Below are 23,419 nucleotides of genomic sequence, written 5' to 3' on the forward strand. Positions count from 1 at the left end.
ATGATCACCGTACATGATCTCCGCGTCACCTTCGGCCACGGCGCCGACGCCGTGGCGGCCGTGCAGGGCGTCACCTTCGACGTGAAGCCGGGCGAGAGCTTCGGCCTCGTCGGCGAGTCCGGGTCGGGCAAGTCCACCGTGCTGCGCGCCGTGGTCGGGCTGAACCACGACTGGACCGGCACCATCGCCGTGGACGGCAAGCCGCAGACGCCGCACCGCGACAAGGCCTTCTTCAAGTCCTGCCAAATGGTCTTCCAGGACCCCTACGGCTCGCTCCACCCGCGGCACACCATCGACCGCATCCTGGCGGAGCCGATCGCCATCCACCGGCTGGGCAACGCCGACGCGCGGATCGACCGGGTGCTGCGCGACGTGGGCCTGGGGCCGCAGTTCCGCTTCCGCTACCCGCACCAGCTCTCCGGCGGGCAGCGCCAGCGCGTGGCCATCGCCCGCGCCCTGGTGCTGGAGCCGCGCGTTCTGCTGCTGGACGAGCCGACCTCCGCGCTCGACGTGTCGGTGCAGGCGGAGATCCTGAACCTGCTGAAGCGCCTGCGGGCGGAGCACGCGCTCACCTACGTGCTGGTCAGCCACAACCTGGCGGTCGTCGCCGGCATGTGCGACCGGCTGGCCGTCATGAACCGCGGCCGCATCGTGGAGGAGATGGACGCGGCCAGCCTTCGCCGCGGCGAGGCGCGGGAAGGCTACACGCAGCAACTCCTGCGCGCCAGCCAGGGCTACGACCGGGCGGCCGCCGACAGCTTCAAGGATTTCGCGTGAGACGTTACGGGGTGTTCTTCGGATCCGGGGTGACGGCCAGCTGATCGGCCTGGGCCTGCAGCTTGATCAGCAGGCGGTCGAGCTGCACCGATTCCTCCTCCGTCAAGGCGCTGGTCAGCTGCGCCTCGTAGGCGAGCGCCAGGGGCACGATCTCCGCGTAGATCGCCAGCGCCTTGGGCGTCAGGGTCAGCAGGGCCTTGCGGCGGTCGGTGTCGCCCGATTCGCGCAGGATCAGCGCCGAGTCGAGCATGCGGCTGATGGCGCGGCTGACCTGCACCTTGTCCATGGCCGTACGCTGCGCGATCTCCCCCGCGCTCAGCGTTTCCCCGCCGCCCAGCACGGCGATGATGCGCCATTCCGGGATCGTGATGCCGAATCGCTTGTCGTAGAGCTTTGCCACCGTGTGGCTGACCACGTTGGACAGGACCGAGACGCGGTAGGGCAGGAAGCGGGTCAGGTGAAGCTTCGCGGCCCCGGTGGTGGAGGGTTCAGTGTCGCTGGGCTTGCGCCGGGGGGAAGCCATGGGTCGTCGGGCCTACGGTTGGAGAGGTTGCGGAAGGTTGCCGTCGGAGTTTGTTGGGCACCATCCTGCGCCGCGTTTTTCTGCTTGCAACAGTTTCAGATGAAACTAGCTTCAATGGGAACAGGAACAAGGGGAGGAGAGACCCGGCATGAAGCTGGCAACCCTGAAGGAAGGCGGCCGTGACGGCACGCTCGTCGTGGTGTCGACCGATCTCGCGCGCTGCCGCGCCGTGCCCGAAATCGCCATCACCCTGCAGGCGGCGCTCGACGATTGGGCGGCGGTGGCGCCGACGCTGGAGCAGGCTTACCGCGCCCTGAACGCCGATCCGGCGGCGGGCGAGCCCTTCGACCCGGCCCGGGCGGCCTCGCCGCTGCCGCGCGCCTACCAGTGGGCGGATGGGTCGGCCTACGTCAACCATGTGGAACTGGTGCGCAACGCGCGCGGGGCGGAGATGCCGCCCAGCTTCTGGACCGACCCGCTGATGTACCAGGGCGGCTCCGACAGCTTCCTCGGGCCCCGCGACCCGATCCCCGTGGCCGACGAGGCCTACGGCATCGACTTCGAGTCGGAGATCGCGGTGGTCACCGGCGACGTGCCCATGGGCGTGTCGGCGGAACAGGCCGGCGGGCACATCCGGCTGCTGATGCTGGTCAACGACGTGTCCTTGCGCAACCTGATCCCGGCGGAGCTGGCCAAGGGCTTCGGCTTCTTCCAAAGCAAGCCGGCCTCCAGCTTCTCCCCCGTGGCGGTGACGCCGGACGAGCTGGACACGGCCTGGGACGGGCGCAAGTTGCACCGGCCGCTGGTCACGCACCTGAACGGGGACCTGTTCGGCCGACCCGACGCCGGCGTGGACATGACCTTCGACTTCCCGACGCTGGTGGCGCACGCGGCGAAGACGCGGGCCCTCGTGGCCGGGTCCATCATCGGGTCGGGCACCGTGTCGAACAAGCTGGATGGCGGGCCGGGCAAGCCGGTGGGGCAGGGCGGCGCCGGCTATTCCTGCATCGCGGAGATCCGCACCATCGAGACGATCCAGCAGGGCAAGCCGCAGACGCCCTTCCTGCGCTTCGGCGACCGTGTGCGGATCGAGCTGTTCGACGCCGCAGGCGCGTCCGTCTTCGGCGCCATCGAGCAGGAGGTGGTGCGCTACAGCCGGACGTCCGCCTGACCCACGGCGTCGCGGAGGCTGTCCCCATCACCCGCGCCGTCCGTCAGCCCGCCGAAGCGCGCGTCGAAGGACGGCTGCGCTTCCGGCAGGGGGCCGTTGGCGGTGGTCAGCGCAGCCATCAGGAAGGACTCCGACGGCTGGCGAAGCCGCCGGTACAGGTTGCGCGCCAGGGTGCGCGCCTCCTGCCCCGACCAGTCCGGCGGCAGCAGGTCGGGCGGCAGCATCGGGTCGCGCAGCAGGATGCGGCGGAAGTCATGGATCATCAGCGTGCGCAGCACGAAGGAGACGCGCGGGTCGGGCGCCTCATCCGCCGCCAACGCCTGCCACACCGGGCGGAAGCGCCCGAGGAAGCCCGCGTAGTCGTGCTCCAGCCGGTCCACGTCCCAGAACCCACGCACCATCTCGCGCAGCGCGCCGGGGCCGGCGGCGCGGTCGTGGGTGGCCTTCATGTGCACCACCTTGTCGGCCACGCCCAGCTCTCCCAGCAGGCGGTGCATGGCCGCCTCGTCGTAGTCGGGATGGGCGAAGACGTTGGGCGCCGCCACGCCGAAGCCCAGCCACGCCAACTCCCGCCGCAGCCGGTCGCGCAGTTCCGCGTCCAAGGCGTTTGGTGGCAGCATCAGCAGGTGCCAGCCGCGGTCCCACACCCGGTTCAGCGGGGCGTAAACGCGCCGGCCCGCCGCCGTGAAACGCTCCTGCCCGCTTTCCGTCACGCGGTAGTAGCTGCGCCGGCCGATCTGCGTGTTGATCAGCCAGTCGTCCTTGCACAGCCGGAAGACAGAGGTGCGGACGATCCGCTCGCTCAACCCGAAATGCGCCAGCAGATCGATCAGGCTGCCCAGCCAGGCCGACCCGCCGTGCGGAAGCACCGCGTCGCCGTAGACCGTGACGATCAGCGACTTGGCGCGGGGCGCTACGGCGTCGAGCAGCGGTGCGACGAGGTCGTCCGGGCGGCGGGGGCGGGGCATGCGTCGGGGAACTCTTCCGGTGTGCGTGGAGCGCGCGGAGAAATGATACGTTACAGCCGAAACAATAGCATGAACTGTGTCACGACGCCCGCGCTTCCCGGGCGTTGGAGGCCAGGACCCCATGGGAGGGATCATGAAGCACCACACCTACTTCCGCTCCTCCGCCGCCTTCCGCGTGCGCATCGCCCTGAACCTGAAGGGCATCACGGCAGAACAGGCCTTCGTTCACCTGCGCAAGGGAGAGCAGGCGGCCGGCCCCTTTGCCGACCTCAACCCGCACAAGCTCGTGCCGGCGCTGGAGGTGGACGGGCGGGTGCTCACCCAATCGCTCGCCATAATCGAGTATCTGGACGAGATGCACCCGAACCCGCCGCTGTTGCCCGCCGGCCCGCTGGACCGCGCGCGGGTGCGCGGGCTGGCGCTGGCGGTCGCCTGCGACATCCACCCGCTGAACAACCTGCGCGTTCTTCAGCACCTGAAGCACGGCATGGGTCACTTCCAGGCGGAGGTGGACAGCTGGTACCGGCACTGGATCGTCGTCGGGCTGTCGGCGCTGGAGGCACAGTTGGCGCGGGAACCGCAGACCGGGCGCTTCTGCCACGGCGACGCGCCGACGCTCGCCGACGTGACGCTGGTGCCGCAGCTCTACAACGCCCGCCGCTTCGGCTGTGACCTGTCCGGCTACCCGACCCTGCTGCGGATCGAGGAGGCCTGTCTGGCCATTCCGGCCTTCGCCGAGGCGGCGCCGGAACGTCAGCCGGACGCCGAATAGCGTCTACCGATTGACGATCAGCGCCACGCCCAGCACCGCGACGGCGGCGCCCGCCCAGGCGCCGGCGCCCGGAAGCTGGCGGGTCCAGACCCACAGCATGGGCAGGATCAGCACCGGGCTCGTCGCCGACAGGGTGGCGACGATGCCGGCGTTGCCGTGCGCCAGCCCGATCAGCAGCAGCGTCATGCCGAGCCCCAGCCCGATGAAGCTGTTGACCGCCACCTGACCGACCAGCCGCGGCGTCAGCTCCGCCCCGAAGCCGAAGCGCTGGCCGGGCAGCAGCCCGCCTGCGAACAGCAGCAGGCCGGAGGTGCCGACCCGCACCGCCGCCGCCGCGATCGGGTCGGTTCCGGCGGTCATCACCGGCTTGGCGATGATCGAGCCCACCGCCTGACAGCAGGCCGCGACGAGGCAGGCTGCGACGCCGACCAGCAGCCGCCCGCGCACCGCTTCCCAATCATGGTTCTGGTTGCCGGAGCGGAAGAAGACCGCCAGCATGACGCCGGCCGTCACCAGCAGGATACCGACCGCCGTCCACGGCCCCATTGCCTCCCCCAGCAGGACCCAGGCGAGCAGCGCCGTCAGCGGCGCGTTGGTCGCGTAGATGACCGAGTTGCGGCGGGGACCGATGCGGCCCAGCGCCCAGAACAGGGCGGTGTCGCCGCCGACGATGCCCACCGCACCGGACAGGGCCAGGATGGCGGCGGCGCTCAGGTCCAGCGTGTGCCATGTGCCGAGCGCGGTGGTGGCGACGGACAGGCCGAGGAAAGCGCAGGTCATACGCAGCCGGTTGAAGGCGACCGGCCCGATCGCCCGGACCGGACCAATGGCGATCAGCCCGCCCGCGGCCCAGCAGAGCGCGGCGCCGAGCGCGGCAAGGTTGGCGATCGTCATGATGGGGCGAGGGGGGAGGGTAGTTGCGGCATGGTGGCCGCACCCTACGATGGCGATTCACGCAAAGGCCAGCGTGAAACTCGCATGGCCGTCCCCCTCTCCCCTCTGGGGAGAGGGTCGGGGTGAGGGGGATTTCGGGGGACCAGAAGCGCAGGCAGTGCGAGACCCCCTCACCCTAACCCTCTCCCCAGAGGGGAGAGGGGACTGGGTCACACCTCGATCAACGCATAAGGCCGGCCCGACTCCTTCTCGATCGTCTGGGCGACGTTGTAGACCGGCGTGCCGCGCATGGTCTTGCCGGCGTAGCTGCCGTGGTGGGCGTGGCCGTGCACCACGGCCTGGACGTGGAAGCGGTCGATCGTCTCGGCCAGCCGGGAGGAGCCTAGGAAGGGGAAGATCTCCGGCGGCTCGCCCCGCACCGTTTCGGCGATCGGGGCGTAGTGCAGGACGACCATCGTCCGTTCCGTCTCCAGCTGGCGCAGCGCGCTTTCCAGGCGCATGGCCTCGTTCACCGCCTCGTGCACGAACTGCTTGATGGCCGGCTCGCCGAAGGAGTCGAGCATGCGGTTCTCGAAGCCGCCGCCGAAGCCCTTCACCCCTGCGAAGCCGACGCCACGGATCTCCTGTGGGTTGCCATCGAGGAAGCGGACGCCGGCCTGCTCCAGCACGTGCTGAAGCTCCTCCACATGGCCGCATTCGTAATCGTGGTTGCCCAGCACGGCGACGATGGGGATGCCGATGCCGCGCAGATCCTCGGCCAGCACCTCCGCCTCGCGCGGCTTGCCGTGGTTGGTCAGGTCGCCGGCCAGCACCAGCACGTCCGCCCGGTCGGCGATCTCGCGGAACAGCTCCCGGTAGGGGTGGACGGAGGTTTCGCCCACGTGGATGTCCCCGATGGCGGCGATCTTGAGTTGTCCATCAGCCATGTTTCGATTCCTCGCCGACGACGTCGGCGAACCCCCATTCGGTGACGTCGATCAGGTAATCCTCGCGCGAGTACAGGCGGCCGCGGCAGATGCGGGTCTGCGGCACGGGCAGCTTGGCGCGCTCGTTCAGGCGGTCCAGCAGCTCCTGCAACAGCCAGGCCGGGATGTGGTCGCGCTCCGTCGGGTAGATGAAGCGGAAGTTCAGGACGTGCATCAGCAGCACCTCCCAATACTGCTCCATGTGGCCGAGCAGGCGTTTCCAGTCGATGCGCTCGTGCTGCTTCAGGATCATGTGCGCGACGTCAGGGCCGTCGTACTTGTGCCGCATCTGCACGAAGGACTTGGAGAAGACCATTTCCGTCGGCGCGGTCAGCTGCACGTCGGCGCCGCAGATGATGGCGCGGTGGTCCTCCTCGAACCAGCGGTCGGTGACCGGGTTGATGGCGGCGGCGGAGTTGAAGATCACGTCGAAGAACAGCTCGCCGTGCTTGACCTTGCCGATCCAGCGTTCGTCCTCGATCTCCGTCGTGAAGCCGCGGTCCTGGAAATAGGCCAGGATGCGCGGGAAGTCGCCGCCGCGGCAGAAGATGTCGATGTCCTTGGTCGGCCGGGTGATGCCCGTGTAGGCGCTGACCGCGTAGGTGCCGCCCAGCAGGAAGGGGATGCGTGAGTCCTTCAGCAGCTTCAGGCTTTCCGTGTAGAAGGCCTCCGCCTCGGGACTCACGTCTGCACTGCCCTCGCGGGGTTCGTCCATCAAGCAAGCACTCCTTCTCAATCGCTCCTCAGCAACAGCCGCGCGCGTTGCGCGGGTCGTAGCGGCGGTCCTGGCAGTAGCGGAAGAACTCCTCGTAGGTCATGATCGGCTCGTCCGGGTGGGTCGCGCGCCGGTGGGCGACGTAGCTGTCGTAGTCGGGAATGCCGACCATCAACCGCGCCGTCCGCCGCATGGCGAGCCACAGATCCATTGCGTCATGCATGGCTCATCCCTCCTCGCCGGGCGGTGGCGGCACCGGCCGGTCCGGTGACCTCCTGCGCGGTGGCGTAGGGCTCCGCCATGGCGCGGCGGATCCAGATCAGGCCGAAGATCACCATCGCGATCACCACGGCCATGAACAGGCCGGTCAGCGCGGCGTCGACGTAGTCGTTGACCAGGACGCGCCCCATCTCCTCCGCCGTCTTGGCGGGAGCCAGCAGCTTTCCCTCCGCTATGGCGGCCGAGAAGCGGTCGGCGTGCGACAGGAAACCGATCTTCGGGTCGGGGTGGAACAGCTTCTGCCAGCCGGCGGTCAGGGTGCAGACCAGCAGCCAGACGGTCGGCAGGATGGTCACCCAGGCGCCGGCTTGCCGCTTCATCTTGAACAGCACCACGGTGACGACAATCAGCGCGATGGCCGCCAGCATCTGGTTGGCGATGCCGAACAGCGGCCACAGCGTGTTGATGCCGCCCAGCGGGTCGACCACGCCCTGGTAGAGGAAATAGCCCCAGGCGGCCACGGCCAGCGACGTCGCGATCAGGTTGGCGCCCCAGCTGTGGGTCTGCCGCATGAACGGAACGGCCGTGCCCAGCAGGTCCTGGATCATGAAGCGCAGCACGCGCGTGCCGGCGTCCACCGTGGTCAGGATGAACAGCGCCTCGAACAGAATGGCGAAATGGTACCAGAAGGCCATCAGCGCCTTGCCGCCGACGGCACTCGACAGGATGTGCGCCATGCCGACGGCCAGCGTCGGGGCGCCGCCCGCGCGGGACAGGATGGTGTGCTCGCCCACGTCGCGGGCGATCTGGTCCAGCGCGTCCGGCGTGATGGCGAAGCCCCAGCCGGTGATGGTCTGGGCGGCCTGGGCCGTATCGGCGCCGATCAGGGCCGGTGGGCTGTTCATGGCGAAATAGACGCCCGGTTCCAGGATGCAGGCGGCGATCAGCGCCATGATGGCGACGAAGGATTCCGTCAGCATGCCGCCGTAGCCGATGAAGCGGGCCTGCGTCTCGTTCTCCAGCATCTTCGGCGTGGTGCCGGACGAGATCAGCGCGTGGAAGCCCGACACCGACCCGCAGGCGATGGTGATGAACAGGAAGGGGAACAAGGCGCCGGAGAAGACCGGGCCGGTGCCGTCGATGTAGGGCGTCACCGCCGGCATCTTCAGTTCCGGCCAGACGAACAGGATGCCGACGGCCAGTCCGGCGATGGCCCCGATCTTCAGGAAGGTGGACAGGTAGTCGCGCGGGGCCAGCAGGAACCACACCGGCAGCACCGACGCGCAGAAGCCGTAGGCGATGATGATCAGCGCCAGCGCCGTGCCGGAATAGGTGAACAGCGGGGCCAGAGTCGGGCTCTCGCTCACCGTCTGGCCGAAGACGATGCTGCCCATCAGCAGGACGAAGCCGATCAGCGACATCTCCCCGATTCGGCCCGGCCGGATGAAGCGGCTGTAGACGCCCATGAACATGGCGATGGGGATCGTCGCGAAGACGGTGAAGGTGCCCCACGGGCTGCCGACCAGCGCCTTGACCACGACCAGGGCCAGCACGGCGACCAGGATGACCATGATCAGCAGCACGCCGATCATGGCGATCACGCCGGCCACCGGCCCCATCTCCATCCGCGCGATGTCGCCCAGCGAGCGACCGTCGCGCCGGGTGGAGGCGAACAGAACCACGAAGTCCTGCACGGCTCCGGCCAGCACCACGCCCGCCAGGATCCAGATGGTGCCGGGCAGCCAGCCCATCTGCGCCGCCAGCACCGGCCCGACCAGAGGCCCGGCCCCGGCGATGGCCGCGAAATGGTGGCCGAACAGCACGTACTTGTCGGTGGGGACGTAGTCGAGCCCGTCGTTGTAGCGCACGGCGGGCGTCACCCGGTCGGCCTCCAGCCGCAGCACGGACTGCGCGATGTAGAGGCTATAGAAGCGGTAGGCGATCAGGAAGACGCAGACCGAGGCGATGACGAGCCAGACGGCGTTGATCGTCTCCCCCCGGTTCAGGGCCACGAAGCCGGTGGTGCCCACCAGCGCCAGCGTCACCAGCGCCCATTTGGTCGCGGTCCAGGCTTTGCTATTTGCGGCATGCATGGTGGTCCTCCCTCCCGAACGACCCCGTAACGGACCTTCAACAGGGCAGCGGGCCGGAATGGCACCGGTCGCAAGGCCGAATGCGCGAAAAACGTTGGGCCGGCCGGCTGAAGGCCCGATTCGCGGTTGTCGGGAACCCCAAAGGCTCCGCCACGGTTGAGTTGGATGAACCGCTGATGGAGAAATCGCGCCATGATCGGGAAACGCCTGACGAGGACAGCGCCGCAGCGCGCCCTGCTGGGGGTGCTCGCCGCCGCGGGGCTGACGCTGTGCGGCGCCGGGGCCGCCTCGGCCCAATCCTGCGCCGACCAGGTGGAACGCTTCGCCGCCGACCACAGCCTGTCCACCACGCCGCCGCCGACCGCCGCGCCGGCCGCACCGGGCATGTCCGGTTCGACCGCCGGGTCGCCGAGCACAAGCGATGGCGGGGGCTCCGGCGCCAACTCCGGCACCGCGAGTTCGGAGAAGCTGGCCCAATCCGGTGGTGTGGTGGCGCCTCCCGCCGTTGGGGATACCGCGGTGATCGAGCCGCCGCGCGCGGGCACCGGCAACATGCCGACCGCGCCCGCCCTGCGGCCCAACGCCGGGCCGGGCGGCGGCAGCGGATCGAGCGGCACCATGGGCCAGGCGGCGCAGAACGCCCAGCTGGACTCTCTGGTGACCGCCGCGCGCTCCGCCGCCAAGCGCGGCGACGAGGCTCAGTGCATGGAAAGCCTGACCCAGGCCAAGCGGCTGACGCAGACCACGCCGGGCGGCACGGGCGGGGGCGGCTGATGATAGGGCCACTGATGGAGAAGCTGCTGGTGGAGGGGGCGATGCGACTCGGTCCCCACCCGCCGGCTCCGCCCACGCCGGACATGCCGGTTCCGCCGCCCGTCCTGCCCCCGGACGTGCCGCCCGACATACCCGGGGACCCGTCCCGGCCGCCCATGGGCGATCCGCCGGACGCCATTCCCGTCCCGCCGGAAGAGCCGCCACCGGCCCCGGATCGGCTGGCCATCTGAAGCAAATTGGGAATACCGGCCGCGGGCGGGCGTTTCGGCCCGCCTGCGGTCTTGTGATTCCGCGCGGGACAGGCGATGTGTTCTGCTGAGCGCCGGATCGCGTGCCGGCGTCAGCGTCGCCTCTTGGAGTTCAGTGGGTCTCATGCACCGTCAACCGCCGCGCCAGCACGTGTACCGCCAGCCCGTCGTCCTCGGCACCCAGGTCCAGGCCACCGTGAAGTGGTACGATCCGACCCGGGGCTTCGGCTTCGTCAAGTTCGAGGACGGCTCCCCCGACGCCCTCATCCCCGCCGCCATCGTCGGCACCGCAGGCTTCGAAGCCCTGCCGGACGGCGCCACCGTCGTGGTGGACGTGGTGGAAGGCCGCAAGGGCAACCAGGTCAGCGTCCTGCACTCGGTGGACACCTCCACCGCCGCCCCCTCCCGTCCCGCGCGTCCGCAGGGCGACCGCCCGCAGGGTCCGCGCCCGTCCTTTGGTGATCGGAGCGGCGATCGGGGTGATCGCGGCTTTGGGGACCGGGGCGGCGACCGCGGGTTCCGCGATCGGGGCGGCGACCGGGGTGATCGGGGCTTCAATGATCGCGGCGGCGACCGGGGGTTCAACGACCGGGGTGGTAACCGGGGCGGCGACCGCGGTGGTTTCGGCGGCGGTGCGCGCCGTCCGGCGCCGGGCGGGCCGACCTCGCAGGTTGACGGCACCGTGAAGTGGTTCAACACCACCAAGGGTTTCGGCTTCATCGCCCAGGACAACGGCGGCCAGGACGTCTTCATCCACCTGAAGGCGCTGGAGCGCTCCGGCCTGCGCGGCCTGAACGACGGCCAGCGCGTCCGCATCACCGTCCGCCAGGGCGACAAGGGTCCGGAGGCGGTGTCGGTCGAGGAGGCGTAAGGGACGGTATCGGTTTCCCCCACCCTCCCGCTCTCGGCGGACCAAAGGTCCGCCTGCCGCGTCAGCGCAAGCTACGCTTGCGCGAGAGCTTCGCGGGTCCCTCCCTCCCCCCGCTGGGCGGGGGAGGGTTAGGGTGGGGGCAACTGCCGAACTTACGTCCGCGTCCCCGCCCAGCCCGTTGCCGTCTCCTACGCCGGGTCCTTGGCGGACGCGCGTCCCTGGGCGTGGCCATGAGGATGCGCATCGACGCCGCGCAGATGCTCCGCCGCTTCGCGCAGCGTGCGCTCGCTGGCGTTGTCGGGGACCTGGATGCCGGCGTCGGGGCCCAGTGCGGCGTCCTCCTCGGCGATTTCGCGGGTGGCCTGCTGCCAATGGTCGATGTGGCGCCCTTCGGGGCGGCCGTCCCGCTCCCACAGGGCGTAGGCCCGCTCGCGGATGCGCGGGTCGTCCTTGCCGATGATGTGCTCCATGGCCGTCTCCTCCTTCTCAGGTCCGGTCCGGTTCGGACGGGGTCGAGATGTTCTCCAACGCCGTTTCCGCCGCGCGCTCGTCCTTGGCGTCGGTGGCGAGGTCGCCCAGCGACACGATTCCCACCAGCCGCTTGTTGCTGTCGACGACGGGGACGCGGCGGATCTGCTGGCTGCCCATCAGGCGGGAGACCTCGTTGACCGGGTCGTCCTCGTAGCAGTAGCGCGGATCCGTGGTCATCACCTCGGACACCTTGCACTGGTCCGGCGCCATGCCGGCGGAGGTGGCGCGCACGGTGATGTCGCGGTCGGTGATCATGCCCACCAGCTTCTTCCCGTCGCACACCGGCAGGACGCCGACGTTCAGCTGGTCCATCAGCTGCGCGGCCTTGCGGATGGTCTCGTCAGGCCCGACGACCTGGACGTCGCGGGTCATGATGTCTCGAATGCTCATGGAATGACGCCCTCTCTTGCCCTTGGCGGTTTCCATGGCTCAACAGCCGGCCGCAAGCGGAGTCCCGGCCGCCAGCGGGGGTACTCTTGCCGACCGTCTACATGCTGATGGGGCCGCCGGGCAGCGGCAAGACGACCTGGCGCAGCGCCTTCCTGGCGGCGCGCGCCGGACAGGCCGTTGCCGTCAGCCGTGACGACGTGGTGGCGGAGGTCGCGGCGTCCGAGGGCGTCTCCTACCGCGCGGCGTGGCGCGCCTTCTCCCGCGCGATCGACAAGGAATACCGGCGCCGCCTGACCGACGCCTTCACCCACGGGTTGGACGTCGTGGTGGACGCGACGAACGTGACGGCCAAGGCGCGTCGCCGTGTCCTGTCCCGTGTGCCGGTGGGGTGGGAGCGCGTCGGCGTCCTGTTCGACGCGCCGGACGCAGTGCTGATGCAGCGCCTGACGGACCGGGCGGCGGCTGGTGGCCCGGCGGTGCCGCCTTGGCTGATCGCCAAGATGCGCGCCGACTGGGTGCCGCCGGCCCCGGACGAGTTCGACCGGGTCGAGACGGTTTACAGCCAGTAGAGCGGGTCGATGCCGAACAGCAGGGGATGGACGGCGATCATGCCGGCGTAGGCGGCGAGGCCGGCCAGCGGGCGTACCCAGCCGATCTCGCCAAGAGCGAGGCGCTGGCGCCCCGCCAGGATGGCGGCGAAGGGCAGGATGGAGGTCTCTGCCCGGTAGGCGCGACCGGCCTCGCTGCGGCGCAGAACCCAGTCGTTCTTGGCCATGGCGAACAGCGCGATGGCGGCCATGGTGCCGAACAGGGCCACGCGCCGGCCGTCGCCGGTGGCCTGGAAATGCAGCAGCGCCCACAGCAGCAGGCCCAGACTGCCGGGAAAGCGGGTGATGCGGTAAATGCCCGTGGGCGGGTTGGGGGCCTCCGGATGGCCGGCCTTGCTGGTGACGCGGGCGACGACCAGCAGGAAGGCGACGGGCATCAATGCGACGACCAGCGGCGCTGCCCAGCCCGCGGGGCTGAACAGCAGCGCGCTTCCCGCCGCCTCCCGGTAGGCCCAGACGAACAGAAGCAGCGCCAGGGTTGAGCCCACCGAATGGAGGGCGACGAAGCCGCCGCGCCCCATCCGGGCGATCAGCGCAGGCCGCACCCCCGGCCAGGAGGGCAGGGCGTGGCTGGCGAACAGGAACAACGCAGCGAGGGAGAGATCAGCGGTCATGGCCCCCAGCAAACACCCGAACGGCCGCCGCCGTCTTGACGGCGATCAAACAGCGTGGCGGCCAGCAAAACGGCCGGTCACTTCCGCAGCCGCTTCTCCTGCATGATCTCCAGCTGGAGCTGCTGGATCTCGGTCAGGCGCTGCCACTGCCGCTGGATCAGGTAGTCCATCTTCTCGTGCAGGTGCCGGATCTCCAGCTCCGCCTTCAGGTTGACGCGGTAGTCGTTCTCCGACCGCAGCCGGTCCTTCGCCTCCTGCCTCTTCTGGCTCATCATGATGATCGGCGCCTGGATGGCGGCGAGGCAGGACAGCAGCAGGTTCAGCAGGATGAACGGGTAGGGATCGAAGGCGTTGGCCTCGCCCCGGATCAGGTTGATGATCATCCAGACGCCGAGGAACAGCGCGAAGGACGTCAGGAAGGCCCAGCTGCCGCCGAAGCTCGCCAGATGGTCGGACAGGCGCTCGCCCAGCGTGCGGTGGTCCTCGTACTCCTCGTCGACGTTCTCGGCCAGCGTCTCGTGTGTGGCCATGCTCTCGGCGACGCGGCGGTCCAACTCGGTCAACTCGCCGTGCTCGGCCTGGAGCAGATCGGCCACGTAAGCCGCGCGGTAGCGCGCAACCTCGGCCCGGCTGATCAGCGCGTCGTGCGGCAACTCGGGAAAATCCTGGAGGATGCGGCCGGCGAGCGCCGGGCGCAGCGCGTCGAGGCCGACGAGATCGCGTTTGGGCCGCCGCTTGCCGCTGATGGCGCACAACGGGCGCTTGCCGGACGGCACGGCGGACGCGTCGGCCGCGCCGTCCCCGCCATCGCTTTCGCCGTCATGTTCGCCGCCGATCTCGGCATCGATCTCTTCACCGATTTCCGGGGCGGAATCCGGAAGCCCGGCTTCCCGGCCTCCGCGTTCGCCGAGCCGGTTTTCATTGCTGTCCATGGCTCCGCCCTCCCGCCGTCCCGCCGAGAAAAGTCCTGCTGACAAACGTCCTGCCGACAAGGGAGATAGACACCGGCCGGACGGTTGTAAAATGACATGTTTTTAACAGTCATGGCTCCGCCGGATCGGAACGGAACGGCTTTCCCGGCGGTTCAGGGAAGGCCATGACGCACTGGATCACCGACATCGTCCAGCACCTCGGCTACGCCGGCATCTTCCTGATGCTGGTGCTGGCGCGTGTGCTGCCGCCGGTGCCGGCGGAGACGGTGATCCCGCTGGCCGGGATGGGGGCGGTGGACGGCGACTTCAACCTGCTGCTGGTGGCGCTGGCCGGCGGGCTGGGATCGGCGGCGGGCGAGTTGATCTGGTACCTGCCCGCCCATCTGCTGGGCCGGGAGCGGTTCGAAGCCTTCCTGCGCCGCTACGGCCACTGGCTGACCGTGCGCCCGGAGCAAGTGCACCAGGCGACGGAGTGGTTCGCGCGGCGCGGCGGCCTCGCGGTGATGCTGTGCCAGCCGCTGCCGGGACTGCGCACGCTGATCTCCATCCCCGCGGGGGCCTGCGGGCTGCGCATCCCGGTCTTCCTGGCCTACGCCGCCACCGGATCGACCTTGTGGGTGCTGGTTCTGGCGACCACCGGCTACCTCGTGCGCTCCGGCTTTCCGTGGCTGGCCAATTACATGGTGCCGGGGGCGCTGCTGCTGTTCGCGACGCTGCTGCTGCTCTACGTCGTGCGGCTGGTGAAGCACCGCCGCGGGGTGCGCCTGTCGCGCAGCGGCGGGTGACGGGTGGGGCCGGTAACCGGCTACCCGGTTTCAACGCGGAACTTTCCGGGGTTGCGGTCCGTTGCACCGGCGAATGAACCCACGGCCGGGTTTTCCGGCCCACCAGGAAACCTTCGAACGATGAACCGGACCCGCATCACGACCCTGGGATGGCGCGCCGCCGCCGTCCTTGCGGCGGCCGCTGGGCTCGCCGCCTGCGCCGACGTTCCGCCACCGACCGCCCAACTCGGCGCCTCCGCCCAGGCGGTGCAGACCGCCGAACGGGCCGGCGCCCTGCAGTACGCTCCGGCGGAATACCAGTCCGCCCGCGAGAAGCTGGGCGCCGCGGACACCGCCATGCGCAACGACGACCGCACCAAGGCCCGCCGCCTCGCCGAGGAAGCGCAGGTCGAGGCCGACCTCGCCACCATCCGCAGCCAGCGCGCCACCGCGCAGCAAGCGGCCGGCGCCGTGCGCACCCTGGCCGCGCCGCGGACCACGAACACCGGCGCCATGCCCCCGGCCGCTGCGCCGGCCCTGCCGCCGGCCACCAGCGGAACCTCCGACTGGAGCGTGCCGCGCACGCCGGGAGGCATGCCATGAGGACGCCCGCGATGAAGAAGTCCCCGGTGAACAGATCTTTGGGTGCCGTGTCGCTCGGCGCGCTGGCCGTGGCGCTGGCCGCCTGCTCGACCCCCGCGGAAAGCCCGTCGCTGGTGCAGGCCCGCCAGACCTACGAGAGCGCCGCCGCCACCCCGCAGGTCGCCAGCAACGCGACGCTGGAACTGCGCCGCGCCGAGGAATCGCTGCGCCGGGCCGAGGCCGCGCGCAACGACGGCAACGCGGCGGAGATGGACCACCAAGCCTACCTCGCCAACCGGCAGGTCCAGATCGCGCAGGACGTGGCCGCGCTGAAGGGCGCGCAGAACGTCGTCGCCAACGCCGACACCTACCGCCTGCAATCCCGCAACGCGGAGCTGGAGCAGCAGCTGCGCGACCTCCAGGCCCAGCGCACGGAGCGCGGCATCGTCATGTCGCTGGGCGACGTGCTGTTCGCCACCGGCAGCGCCAACCTGACCGCCGGGGCGCAGACGCGGATCGACCGGCTGGCCCAGTTCCTCCAGCAGTATCCGGATCGCACCTTGCAGATCGAGGGCTACACGGACAGCACGGGCTCGTCCTCGACCAACCTGCGCCTGTCGGAGGCCCGCGCCATGGCCGTCCGCGACGCGCTGACCGCGCGCGGCGTGAACCCCGGCCGCATCGTCGCCCAGGGCATGGGCGAGGCGCAGCCGGTCGCCTCCAACAGCACCGACGCCGGCCGGCAGCAGAACCGCCGCGTCGAGGTGGTGATTTCCGACCCGGGGTCGGTCGCGCAGTCGCGGCCGTAAGGTTGTCGGGGTGATGCCCCCTCCCTAACCCTCCCCCGCTTCGCGGCGGAGGGAATCAAGCCCCCTTTCCCGCGAAGCGGGGGAGGGTTAGGGAGGGGGAAAAGGAAATCTCACGGCAACGCCGCCCCCTCCATGAAATCCGGGACGGGGCGGTTGGTGTAGCGGGCGAACCGGGCCTTCTCCGCGCGGTAGAAGTTGCGGTAGGAGGCGACCGGGTCGCCCGCGACCTTGTAGGGCTCCGGCATGCACAGCGGCACCGGCGTGGACCGGCCCTTGCCCAGCCGCGCCGTCCAGTCGCCGCCGTGGCGCAACTCCTCCAGCACGCCCGCCGTCTTGTGCTCGCGGCCGAAGCGGTGCGTGTACTCCGCCGCCAGCCCGTCGGCGAGGTCCAGCGCCCAGCCGTAGTTCGCAGCACCAGAGCGCACCCAGACGGTCATCGGGTGGTTGACGTAGGCCGGCTTGTAGCCGAGGTCGAACCCGTTCAGCCGCAGCGCGGTGCTGAGCATCTGCGCGGTTTCCACCAGCATCTTGCCGACATGCTTGTCGCAATGCAGGCGCGCGGCTTCGGCCGGGTCGGGGTGGAGGAAGAAGATGTTCATGGCGGACGGAAGATGGGCGGCCCGTTGCCGTCCGGACAGTGGCCGCCCCGAGATAGTATCCGCCTTTATGCCGCCGCCTGGGTCGCGCCCTGCTGGGTGGCGCCATGGTAGTTGCGCCACATCGTCTGGAAGCGCGGCTCGCGGGCCAGCAACTCGTCCATCGTCCCGACGTCGACCACCGCGCCGGCCTCCATCAGCACCACCGCGTCGAAGCGCGGCAGCAGGTGCAGGCGGTGAATGGCGGAAACGACGCAGCCGTCCCGGAACTCTTCCAGCAGGCCGTCGTAGACGCGCAGCTCGGTGGCCGGATCGACGCTGCTCGTCGGCTCGTCCAGCATGACGAGGCTGGAGCTTTGCGCGGCCAGGATGCCGCGGGCGAGCGCCAGGCGCTGGCGCTGGCCGCCTGACAGGTTCACGCCGCCCTCGCTGATCGGCGTGTCGAGCCCAGCCGGCAGCGTCTCCAGCACCGGGCCCAGCTGCGCCAGCCGGCAGGCCCGCACCACCTCGGCCGCCGGGTAGTCGACGCCCATGGTGATGTTCCGGCGGATGGTGTTGTCGAAAATCTGCGGCTCCTGCGGGATCAGCGTGGTGACGGAGGACAGGTCGCGCAGGTCCGGCCGTGCGGCACCGTCCACCGACAGGGCCACGGCGTCGGCGGCGTAGAGGCCGGCCAGCACGCGCAGCAGCGTGCTCTTCCCCGACCCGCTCTCGCCGATCAGGGCGATGCGCCGCCCGCGCATCAGGTCCAGCGACACGCCGTTCAGCGCCGGGCGCGGGCGCGACTCGCCGGGGCGGGCAGCGTGGCGGAAGCTCAGGCCCTCCACGCGGATGGTCCGCCAGCCGTCCGGCAGGCTGGCGGCGGCGCCGGCGCGTGGCTCGGCGGTCAGGATCGCCTCGGCCCCGGCGACGTCGGCCTGGTGGCGGACGAGGTCCTGCCAGTGCGTGGCCATGGAGCCGACGACCGTGCCGATCTGCTGCGCGTACTGGTGCACCATCACCGCGGTGCCCAGCGGCACCATCCCGCCCTGGCGCCACGCCAGCCAAGCGTAGAGCACGACCAGCCCGCAGCGCAGCGCGTTGTTCAGCAGGTCCACCGCGCACCACTTCGCCTCGTTGACGACGATGTGGTGGCGGATCGGCTCGAACAGATGGTCCAGCCGCTCGCCCAGCACGCGGCGGGTTGCCGCCTGCAGGCGCAGCGTCAGAACGGTGGAGACGTTGCCCACGCAGTCCGACAGGCCGGCGAAATAGTGGCGCTCCCGCCGGTTCTCTTCGCTCAGCAGGCGGACCATGGTGCCGTCGAACCAGACCAGCAGCAGGGCCAGCGCGCCGTAGCCGGCCAGCGCCGCAGCGCCGGTCAGGGCGGAGATGAAGACCAGCGCCGCGATGGGCCCCAACAGGTTGACGAGGTTCTGCAGGTAGATGAACTGGTGCTGCGAAAAGCCGAACAGCGCGTCGGTCGCCTTGGCCATGCGCTGGATCGTCTCGCCGGAATGGTTGCGGTCGTGCCAGGCCAGCGGCAGCGTGACCAGCTTCGCGTAGAGCGCGTCGGCGAAGCGCCCGCGCACCCGCAGCGCCACGAAGCGCTCCATCACCCGGCCGGGCCCGTGCATCGCCCAGCCCAGCACGGCCGCGCCCATCATCAGCGCCATGTATTCCCCGGCCATGCCCAGGTCCTGCGTGCCCGAGGACTGGAGCGCGTTCACCGCCGCGCCGAACAGGTAGGGTATGGCCAGCCGTGTGACCTGCGCCAGCAGGAGCAGCGTCAGAAAGGCGCCCAGCAGCCCGCGCGAACCGGCGGTGTTGCGCCAGAAGGTGCCGTACAGCCGCTTCAGCCCCAAGGCGAGGCTCCGCGTCGCCGAATCACCGGCCGATGTTCCGGAGGAACCGGCGGTTGCGGCGGTGTTGACCGGGGTGATGGCGGAATTGCTCATGGGGGATGGCCCCTTTGCCCGTCTGGTCTGTCCGTGGATGGGCGGCCAAGGCTAGGGGCGTAATGGTTAATCGAAATTTACCGTAAATCCGACCGACTGTGTCAATTCCGGGCCTCGGTGGGGGCACCAAGATCGTGTGGGACTTCAACAAAATGCAATGTTCTCTTTACCTTTTTCCTGGTGTGGGTTTACAGTGCGCGAACAGTGGCGGGCCGGCGCGTCCGGTGGGTTGCGCAGGGATTCGGCATGACGACGGAACAGGGCGGTGACGGTGCCATGCTCGGCAGAGGTTTCCTGAAGGCGCAGGCTTTGCTTCTCCTCATCATCGGCCTGCCGGTGTTCGTCGTGGTGGTGTCGCTGAATCCCTTGTGGAACGCCATGCTGCACCGCTTCGGCGTGCCGGAGGGGCCAGCCGCGGCGCTCGGCATGATCGTCACGATCATCGCGGTGATGGTCGTCCAGTATTGGGTTCTGGAGACGCGGCGGACCATGGTCTCGTCGCTGTTCAACTTCATCCCGCACGAGCACCTGACCTTCGATGGCGAGACCCTGACCAACGAGGAGGCGAACCGCCTGTTCGCCACGCTGCACCGCGATTCGGAAACCTGGCGCGGTCTGCTGCGCGACTCCGGGGTGAGCGGGCCGCTGGATGGCTTCGCCGACCTCTGCGCGGCGCGGCTTGCCTTTGCCCGGCGCCCGCAAGGGCTTCCGGCGGAGGCCGAGCGGGCCATCGCCGAGGTGCCGGCGATGGCGGAGCAGGCCAACGCCCGCGCCCGCGCCGCCTTGGAACAGGCCGAGCGGGAGGCGGAGTCCCTGCGCGACCACATCGCCGCGGTCGAAGCGTCGGCGGCGGAGCTGACGGGCCTCATCCGCGACAGCGGGCACGCGGTCGCCGGCCGCGACGACGGTGCGCGTCGCGTCGCCATGGAAAACCAGGCGCTGCTGGCTGGCCTTCAGGACCATCTGGACCGTCGCCGGGCCGAATCCGGTGCCGACCTGACCCGGTTCGAGCAGATCATTGCGGAGTCCCGCGCGCTTGAGGAGTCGGTCAGCGCCATCACCCGCATCATGTCGGCGACCAACATGCTGGCGCTGAACGCCGCCATCGAGGCGACCCGCGCCGGCGAGTACGGCCACGGCTTCCGCGTCGTCGCCAACGAGGTGCGCGACCTCGCCCGCCAATCCAACGAGGCGATCCAGGTGATCCAGAAGGGCATCGACCGCATGCAGCAGGCGATCGCCCAGCAGCTCGCCGGGCAGGATGCCCAGGAGAAGGTGGAGGCGGAACACCAGCTGCTCACCGCCCTGGCCGACCGGCTCCGCGATCTCGGCGCCGGGCAGGGCGACCTCGCCGGCCAGGAACGCGCCCTGCTGGTGGAGCTTGACCGGCTGGGGAATGCGCTGGCCCATACGCTGGCCGACACGCTGTCCAGGGCGGCGCAAGGCCCGGGCGGTCCCGACGGTCTGCGGCGGGAGTTGGACGCGCTCAGCCGGGGTCTGGACCGGTTGGCGGAGGTGGGCCGCGATCTGCGCAAGCTGGCGACCCGCGCCTGACCACCGCGGAGAATGCGTAGGTTGGGTGCAGCGCCCCAGCAAAACCAGCGCAACCAATTCCTTCACTGCCTGTTGTGGTTGGCGAAAGGGGGCTCGGCTCCCGCGTCGGGACGGTTGGGCCGTCCCGTTCGCCGCCGGGAAACGGCCGCGCCGCGCGCCGCCGTTCCGTCCATGGCCGATGGCAATTGCTAAGGTCCATGGCCCCCCGTGGAAAAGGCGCCTCCAGAAAACGGCGCCACCACCAGATGGAGCGATGAGGATGCGTACCCTGTTGATCGGTGCCGCTTCGGCGGTTGCCCTGATGACCGGCACGGCCCTGGCCCAGACCAGCACCGGCACGATGACGAGCCCGACCGTTCCCAGCACCACGACCTCGCCGTCCGCCGGCTCGACCACCTCCGGCCCCGGCACCGTGGCGCCCGGCACCATGGCTCCCGGCACCTCGGGATCGTCGGGCACTTATTCCGGCACTTCCTCGGGGTCGGCGGGCATGTCCGGCTCCTCGGGCTGGGCCGGCCAGACCACCGCGCCGGGCGGTCTCGGCAGCGCGACCAGCAGCACCGTTCCGCGCGACAACCAGACCGCGACCGGCACCCACTGCCCGCCGGGCACGCCGAACTGCGGCCCCGACCAGGGCGGCAGCAGCGGCGGCGGCCAGTAAGCGGCACGCGAAGATGGCTTTTGAAAAGAGCGCGCCGGTCGTCCGGCGCGCTCTTTTCACGTTCAGGAAAGGGTGGCCGGTTCCGGCGTCCGCTCCGCCGCCGCCTCGGCGGCGACCGTCACGGGGAAGCGCAGGACGAAGCTGGTGCCGCGGCCGACCTCGCTCTCCACCCGGATGGAGCCCTTCAGGCGCGTGTTCACGATGTTGTAGACGATGTGCAGGCCGAGGCCGCTGCCGCCCTTGCCGCGCTGGGTGGTGAAGAAGGGGTCGAAGATGCGCCCCAGATGGGCCGGCGGGATGCCGCAGCCGTCGTCGGAGAAGCGCAGTTCCACCTCCGCGGCGTTGGGCCGGCTGACGACGATCGCCAGCGTGCCGGCCTTGGGCGTCCCGGTTGCGTCCTCGGGATAGGCGTGGGTCACCGCATTCATGATCAGGTTCGTCAGGGCCTGGAACAGCGCGCCGGGGTAGCTGTCCACCGACAGCCCCTCCGGGCAGTCCACGACGACGCGGTGGCGCGTCTGCTTCAGGCGCGGGTGCAGGCTGGCCAGCACGTCGTCCAGGTAACGCCGCAGGTCGACGGTGCGCCGTTCCTCGCTGGTCTGGTCGACGGCGGTCTGCTTGAAGCTCTGGATCAGCTCCACGGCGCGGTTCAGGTTGCCCTCGATCAGGCGGCAGGCCTCCGTCGCCATGGTGAGGTAGCCGGTGAAGTCGGCGCGGCGCAGCGTGTTCTCCTCCGCACCGCGGGCGATGCGGCGGGTCTGGTCGGCCAGATGCGTGATGCCGGTCAGCGCGATGCCCACGGGGGTGTTCACCTCGTGCGCGACGCCGGCGACCAGCGCGCCCAGCGAGGCCATCTTCTCCGCCTGGATCAGGTTCCGCTGGGTCTCCCGCAGCTCAAGCAGCGCGCGCTCGGCGCGCTGCTTGGCGGCCTCCGTCTCCTCTTCCGACCGCTTGCGGAAGGTGATGTCGTTGACGGCGACCAGGATGGCCGCCTCGTCCTCGTCGCGGATCTCCACGGCGGAAATCATCGCCCAGAAGGGCCGGCCGTCGGCGGTGCGCATGCGCACCTCCAGGTCGCCCACGGCACCACGCTCCGCCACCATGTGGGCGAGCCGGTCGGCGTCCGGCGGGTGGACGAAGAAGCGCGCGTCGCGGGTCAGCGTCAGCCGCGCGCCGTGGGTGCCGAACAGCGTCTCCGCCTGCGGGTTGAAATACAGGACGGATCCGTCGGTCACCCGCGCGATGACGATGGGGAAGGGCGAGGCGGCCAGGATGGCGCGCATCCGCTCCTCCCCCGCCTTCAGAGCCGCCGCGTATTCGTGCGTCTCCACCAGCGCCTCGCCGAAGCGCTCCACGCTGGTGGCGATGGCCTGAAGCTCCGCGAACAGGGCGGGCTTCAGCCGCACCGCCCGGCGTTCCCGCTGCACGTGGGCGAGCGCCGCGGACGCCTGCCGGATCGGGCGGACCACATGGACGCGCAGCAGCAAGTAGAGAAGCAGCTGCACCGCCGACGCCGCGCCAAGCCCGATGACGACGATCAGCAGCCCGCTTTCCGCCTGGGAGGTCAGCGTCTCCGCCATGCGCTGGGTGCCGGTGGCGGCGTCGGCGGTCAGCCCTTCCGACAGGTCGTTCAGGACGCCGTGCGCAATCTCCGTGTCCAGGCCCATCATCGCCTGGTCGGACAGCATCTCCCGCCGCAGCGCGAACACGCCGCTCAGCGCCTCCAGCTCCGGCCCGATGGAAAGCAGGGGCTCCCGGTCGTCCGGGCGCAGCCGCGGCAGCGCCTCCAGCACCGCGACGGCGTGGGAGCGGAAACGCTGGTTCAACTCGTCCACCCGCGCGGCGTCGGGCGTGACCGCCGCGTCGCCCATCACCTCCAGCATGTGGAAGACCGGTTCCTGCACCGACAGCGGCGCGCCGGCGTGCAGCAGTCGCCGGTAGGCCTCGCTTCCCCGCGCGCGCAGCCGGGCCACGGCGGCGGCCTTGGCGTCGATGCCGTTGGCCCGGTCGGCGGTCCGCCGCACGGCCTGGAGCGCTTGGTCCAGCCGGCTTTGCAGGACCGGGTCGGTCGCCGTCGCGAAGCGGTTGGCCAGCGCCTGCGCCTCGTCGAACGCGCGGGCGCGGTCCTGCGCGGCGTGGGACCGCAGCACGGCCTCCGCCAACTGGCCCATGCGGGCGGCGAAGACGGCGTATTCCTGCTGGCGGGTGATGCGCGGCACGATGGCGTCCTCCGCCTCGCCCGCGAGGTCGAGCACGCGCTGGAAGGCTCCGCCGACCGCCAGGACGAGCCCGATCATCAGCGCGCCGGTCGCCAGCGCGGTCAGCATGGAGATGGTGTGAAGGCGCAAGCGCCCGCCCCGGCGTCCAACGGACCCGGCCGGCGGTTCGAACCGTCCCTCCGTCACGCGGAACCTGTCACGCAAACGCCCCCGGCCTCGCTACGAACCGTCA

Annotated in this window: 26 protein-coding genes; 12 read left to right on the plus strand and 14 right to left on the minus strand. The window is 70.2% G+C overall.

Translation table 11 applies throughout. From position 1 onward, the window contains the following. Complete coding sequence (locus tag M2351_RS01415) at positions 1-777, plus strand: ABC transporter ATP-binding protein (RefSeq protein ID WP_264654384.1); 777 nt, start codon at positions 1-3, stop codon at positions 775-777. 4 nt (positions 778-781) lie between these two features. On the opposite strand, the gene M2351_RS01420 is transcribed toward M2351_RS01415, so the two are convergent. Further along, a complete protein-coding gene (locus tag M2351_RS01420) occupies positions 782-1,300 on the minus strand; it encodes a MarR family winged helix-turn-helix transcriptional regulator (protein WP_264654385.1) in 519 nt (172 codons plus the stop codon). Positions 1,301-1,448: 148 nt separating this feature from the next. Here M2351_RS01420 and M2351_RS01425 point away from each other — a divergent pair, with 148 nt between their 5' ends. Next, complete coding sequence (locus M2351_RS01425) at positions 1,449-2,471, plus strand: fumarylacetoacetate hydrolase family protein (RefSeq protein WP_264654386.1); 1,023 nt, start codon at positions 1,449-1,451, stop codon at positions 2,469-2,471. Here the strand turns inward: M2351_RS01425 and paaX are convergent. Then, positions 2,450-3,439, minus strand: a complete 990-nt coding sequence (gene paaX / locus M2351_RS01430) for a phenylacetic acid degradation operon negative regulatory protein PaaX (RefSeq protein WP_264654387.1) — start codon at positions 3,437-3,439, stop codon at positions 2,450-2,452. The genes M2351_RS01425 and paaX overlap by 22 nt on opposite strands. Before the next feature lie 133 nt (positions 3,440-3,572). On the opposite strand from paaX, the gene maiA reads away from it, so the two are divergent. After that, positions 3,573-4,211, plus strand: coding sequence for a maleylacetoacetate isomerase (maiA, locus tag M2351_RS01435; protein ID WP_264654388.1), 639 nt, complete (start codon positions 3,573-3,575; stop codon positions 4,209-4,211). A 3-nt stretch (positions 4,212-4,214) separates the two neighbouring features. Here the strand turns inward: maiA and M2351_RS01440 are convergent, their stop codons facing one another. From M2351_RS01440 to M2351_RS01460, 5 genes are all read right to left on the minus strand, one after another. After that, on the minus strand, positions 4,215-5,105 hold the full coding sequence (locus tag M2351_RS01440; protein WP_264654389.1) for a DMT family transporter: 891 nt from the start codon (positions 5,103-5,105) through the stop codon (positions 4,215-4,217). Positions 5,106-5,314: 209 nt separating this feature from the next. Beyond that, on the minus strand, positions 5,315-6,031 hold the full coding sequence (locus tag M2351_RS01445; RefSeq protein WP_264654390.1) for a metallophosphoesterase family protein: 717 nt from the start codon (positions 6,029-6,031) through the stop codon (positions 5,315-5,317). Beyond that, positions 6,024-6,785: a nucleotidyltransferase family protein gene (locus M2351_RS01450; RefSeq protein WP_264654391.1), complete on the minus strand. Its 762-nt coding sequence runs from the start codon at positions 6,783-6,785 to the stop codon at positions 6,024-6,026. The genes M2351_RS01445 and M2351_RS01450 overlap by 8 nt, the downstream gene beginning before the upstream one ends. A 28-nt stretch (positions 6,786-6,813) precedes the next feature. Continuing rightward, a complete protein-coding gene (locus M2351_RS01455; protein ID WP_264654392.1) occupies positions 6,814-7,008 on the minus strand; it encodes a YbdD/YjiX family protein in 195 nt (64 codons plus the stop codon). Continuing rightward, positions 7,001-9,097 carry a carbon starvation CstA family protein gene (locus M2351_RS01460; RefSeq protein WP_264654393.1) on the minus strand — a complete coding sequence of 699 codons (2,097 nt, stop codon included), beginning with the start codon at positions 9,095-9,097 and terminating at the stop codon, positions 7,001-7,003. The genes M2351_RS01455 and M2351_RS01460 overlap by 8 nt, the downstream gene beginning before the upstream one ends. 192 nt (positions 9,098-9,289) lie before the next feature. Here M2351_RS01460 and M2351_RS01465 point away from each other — a divergent pair, with 192 nt between their 5' ends. The 3 genes from M2351_RS01465 (at position 9,290) to M2351_RS44900 (ending at position 10,990) form a co-directional block, all read left to right on the plus strand. Further along, positions 9,290-9,871 carry a hypothetical protein gene (locus M2351_RS01465; RefSeq protein WP_264654394.1) on the plus strand — a complete coding sequence of 194 codons (582 nt, stop codon included), beginning with the start codon at positions 9,290-9,292 and terminating at the stop codon, positions 9,869-9,871. Beyond that, positions 9,871-10,101: a hypothetical protein gene (locus M2351_RS01470; RefSeq protein ID WP_264654395.1), complete on the plus strand. Its 231-nt coding sequence runs from the start codon at positions 9,871-9,873 to the stop codon at positions 10,099-10,101. The genes M2351_RS01465 and M2351_RS01470 overlap by 1 nt, the downstream gene beginning before the upstream one ends. Before the next feature lie 142 nt (positions 10,102-10,243). Continuing rightward, positions 10,244-10,990: a cold-shock protein gene (locus M2351_RS44900; protein ID WP_319801861.1), complete on the plus strand. Its 747-nt coding sequence runs from the start codon at positions 10,244-10,246 to the stop codon at positions 10,988-10,990. Between the two features lie 188 nt (positions 10,991-11,178). Here the strand turns inward: M2351_RS44900 and M2351_RS01485 are convergent, their stop codons facing one another. Together M2351_RS01485 and M2351_RS01490 are read right to left on the minus strand one after the other, a co-directional pair. Beyond that, on the minus strand, positions 11,179-11,460 hold the full coding sequence (locus M2351_RS01485) for a DUF2934 domain-containing protein (RefSeq protein ID WP_264654396.1): 282 nt from the start codon (positions 11,458-11,460) through the stop codon (positions 11,179-11,181). A 16-nt stretch (positions 11,461-11,476) separates the two neighbouring features. Beyond that, on the minus strand, positions 11,477-11,911 hold the full coding sequence (locus tag M2351_RS01490; protein ID WP_264654397.1) for a CBS domain-containing protein: 435 nt from the start codon (positions 11,909-11,911) through the stop codon (positions 11,477-11,479). 86 nt (positions 11,912-11,997) lie between these two features. Between M2351_RS01490 and M2351_RS01495 the strand changes: the two genes are divergently transcribed. Beyond that, positions 11,998-12,480, plus strand: a complete 483-nt coding sequence (locus tag M2351_RS01495) for an ATP-binding protein (protein ID WP_264654398.1) — start codon at positions 11,998-12,000, stop codon at positions 12,478-12,480. Here M2351_RS01495 and M2351_RS01500 read toward each other — a convergent pair. Continuing rightward, positions 12,468-13,133, minus strand: a complete 666-nt coding sequence (locus M2351_RS01500) for an NnrU family protein (RefSeq protein ID WP_264654399.1) — start codon at positions 13,131-13,133, stop codon at positions 12,468-12,470. The genes M2351_RS01495 and M2351_RS01500 overlap by 13 nt on opposite strands. 77 nt (positions 13,134-13,210) lie before the next feature. Then, positions 13,211-14,065 carry a DUF1003 domain-containing protein gene (locus M2351_RS01505; RefSeq protein WP_264654400.1) on the minus strand — a complete coding sequence of 285 codons (855 nt, stop codon included), beginning with the start codon at positions 14,063-14,065 and terminating at the stop codon, positions 13,211-13,213. 164 nt (positions 14,066-14,229) lie between these two features. Here M2351_RS01505 and M2351_RS01510 point away from each other — a divergent pair, with 164 nt between their 5' ends. The 3 genes from M2351_RS01510 to M2351_RS01520 all read left to right on the plus strand — a co-directional run bounded on the left by M2351_RS01510 (position 14,230) and on the right by M2351_RS01520 (position 16,220). Beyond that, positions 14,230-14,850 carry a DedA family protein gene (locus M2351_RS01510; RefSeq protein WP_264654401.1) on the plus strand — a complete coding sequence of 207 codons (621 nt, stop codon included), beginning with the start codon at positions 14,230-14,232 and terminating at the stop codon, positions 14,848-14,850. A gap of 120 nt (positions 14,851-14,970) precedes the next feature. Beyond that, complete coding sequence (locus M2351_RS01515; RefSeq protein WP_264654402.1) at positions 14,971-15,432, plus strand: DUF4398 domain-containing protein; 462 nt, start codon at positions 14,971-14,973, stop codon at positions 15,430-15,432. Continuing rightward, positions 15,429-16,220: an OmpA family protein gene (locus M2351_RS01520; protein ID WP_264654403.1), complete on the plus strand. Its 792-nt coding sequence runs from the start codon at positions 15,429-15,431 to the stop codon at positions 16,218-16,220. The genes M2351_RS01515 and M2351_RS01520 overlap by 4 nt, the downstream gene beginning before the upstream one ends. Before the next feature lie 110 nt (positions 16,221-16,330). Here M2351_RS01520 and M2351_RS01525 read toward each other — a convergent pair whose 3' ends face one another. Next, a complete protein-coding gene (locus M2351_RS01525) occupies positions 16,331-16,819 on the minus strand; it encodes a pyrimidine dimer DNA glycosylase/endonuclease V (protein WP_264654404.1) in 489 nt (162 codons plus the stop codon). Positions 16,820-16,884: 65 nt separating this feature from the next. Further along, on the minus strand, positions 16,885-18,753 hold the full coding sequence (locus M2351_RS01530; RefSeq protein ID WP_264654405.1) for an ABC transporter ATP-binding protein: 1,869 nt from the start codon (positions 18,751-18,753) through the stop codon (positions 16,885-16,887). 246 nt (positions 18,754-18,999) lie between these two features. On the opposite strand from M2351_RS01530, the gene M2351_RS01535 reads away from it, so the two are divergent. Both M2351_RS01535 and M2351_RS01540 read left to right on the plus strand, forming a co-directional pair. Further along, positions 19,000-20,307, plus strand: a complete 1,308-nt coding sequence (locus tag M2351_RS01535; protein ID WP_264654406.1) for a methyl-accepting chemotaxis protein — start codon at positions 19,000-19,002, stop codon at positions 20,305-20,307. Between the two features lie 259 nt (positions 20,308-20,566). Further along, the gene (locus M2351_RS01540) at positions 20,567-20,968 is read left to right on the plus strand and encodes a hypothetical protein (protein ID WP_264654407.1); all 402 of its coding nucleotides are present in this window, start codon (positions 20,567-20,569) and stop codon (positions 20,966-20,968) included. Positions 20,969-21,030: 62 nt separating this feature from the next. Here M2351_RS01540 and M2351_RS01545 read toward each other — a convergent pair whose 3' ends face one another. Continuing rightward, positions 21,031-23,316, minus strand: coding sequence for an ATP-binding protein (locus M2351_RS01545; RefSeq protein WP_264654408.1), 2,286 nt, complete (start codon positions 23,314-23,316; stop codon positions 21,031-21,033). Between the last annotated feature and the right edge of the window lie 103 nt (positions 23,317-23,419).

This window comes from Azospirillum canadense, assembly GCF_025961225.1.
GTDB lineage: Bacteria > Pseudomonadota > Alphaproteobacteria > Azospirillales > Azospirillaceae > Azospirillum > Azospirillum canadense.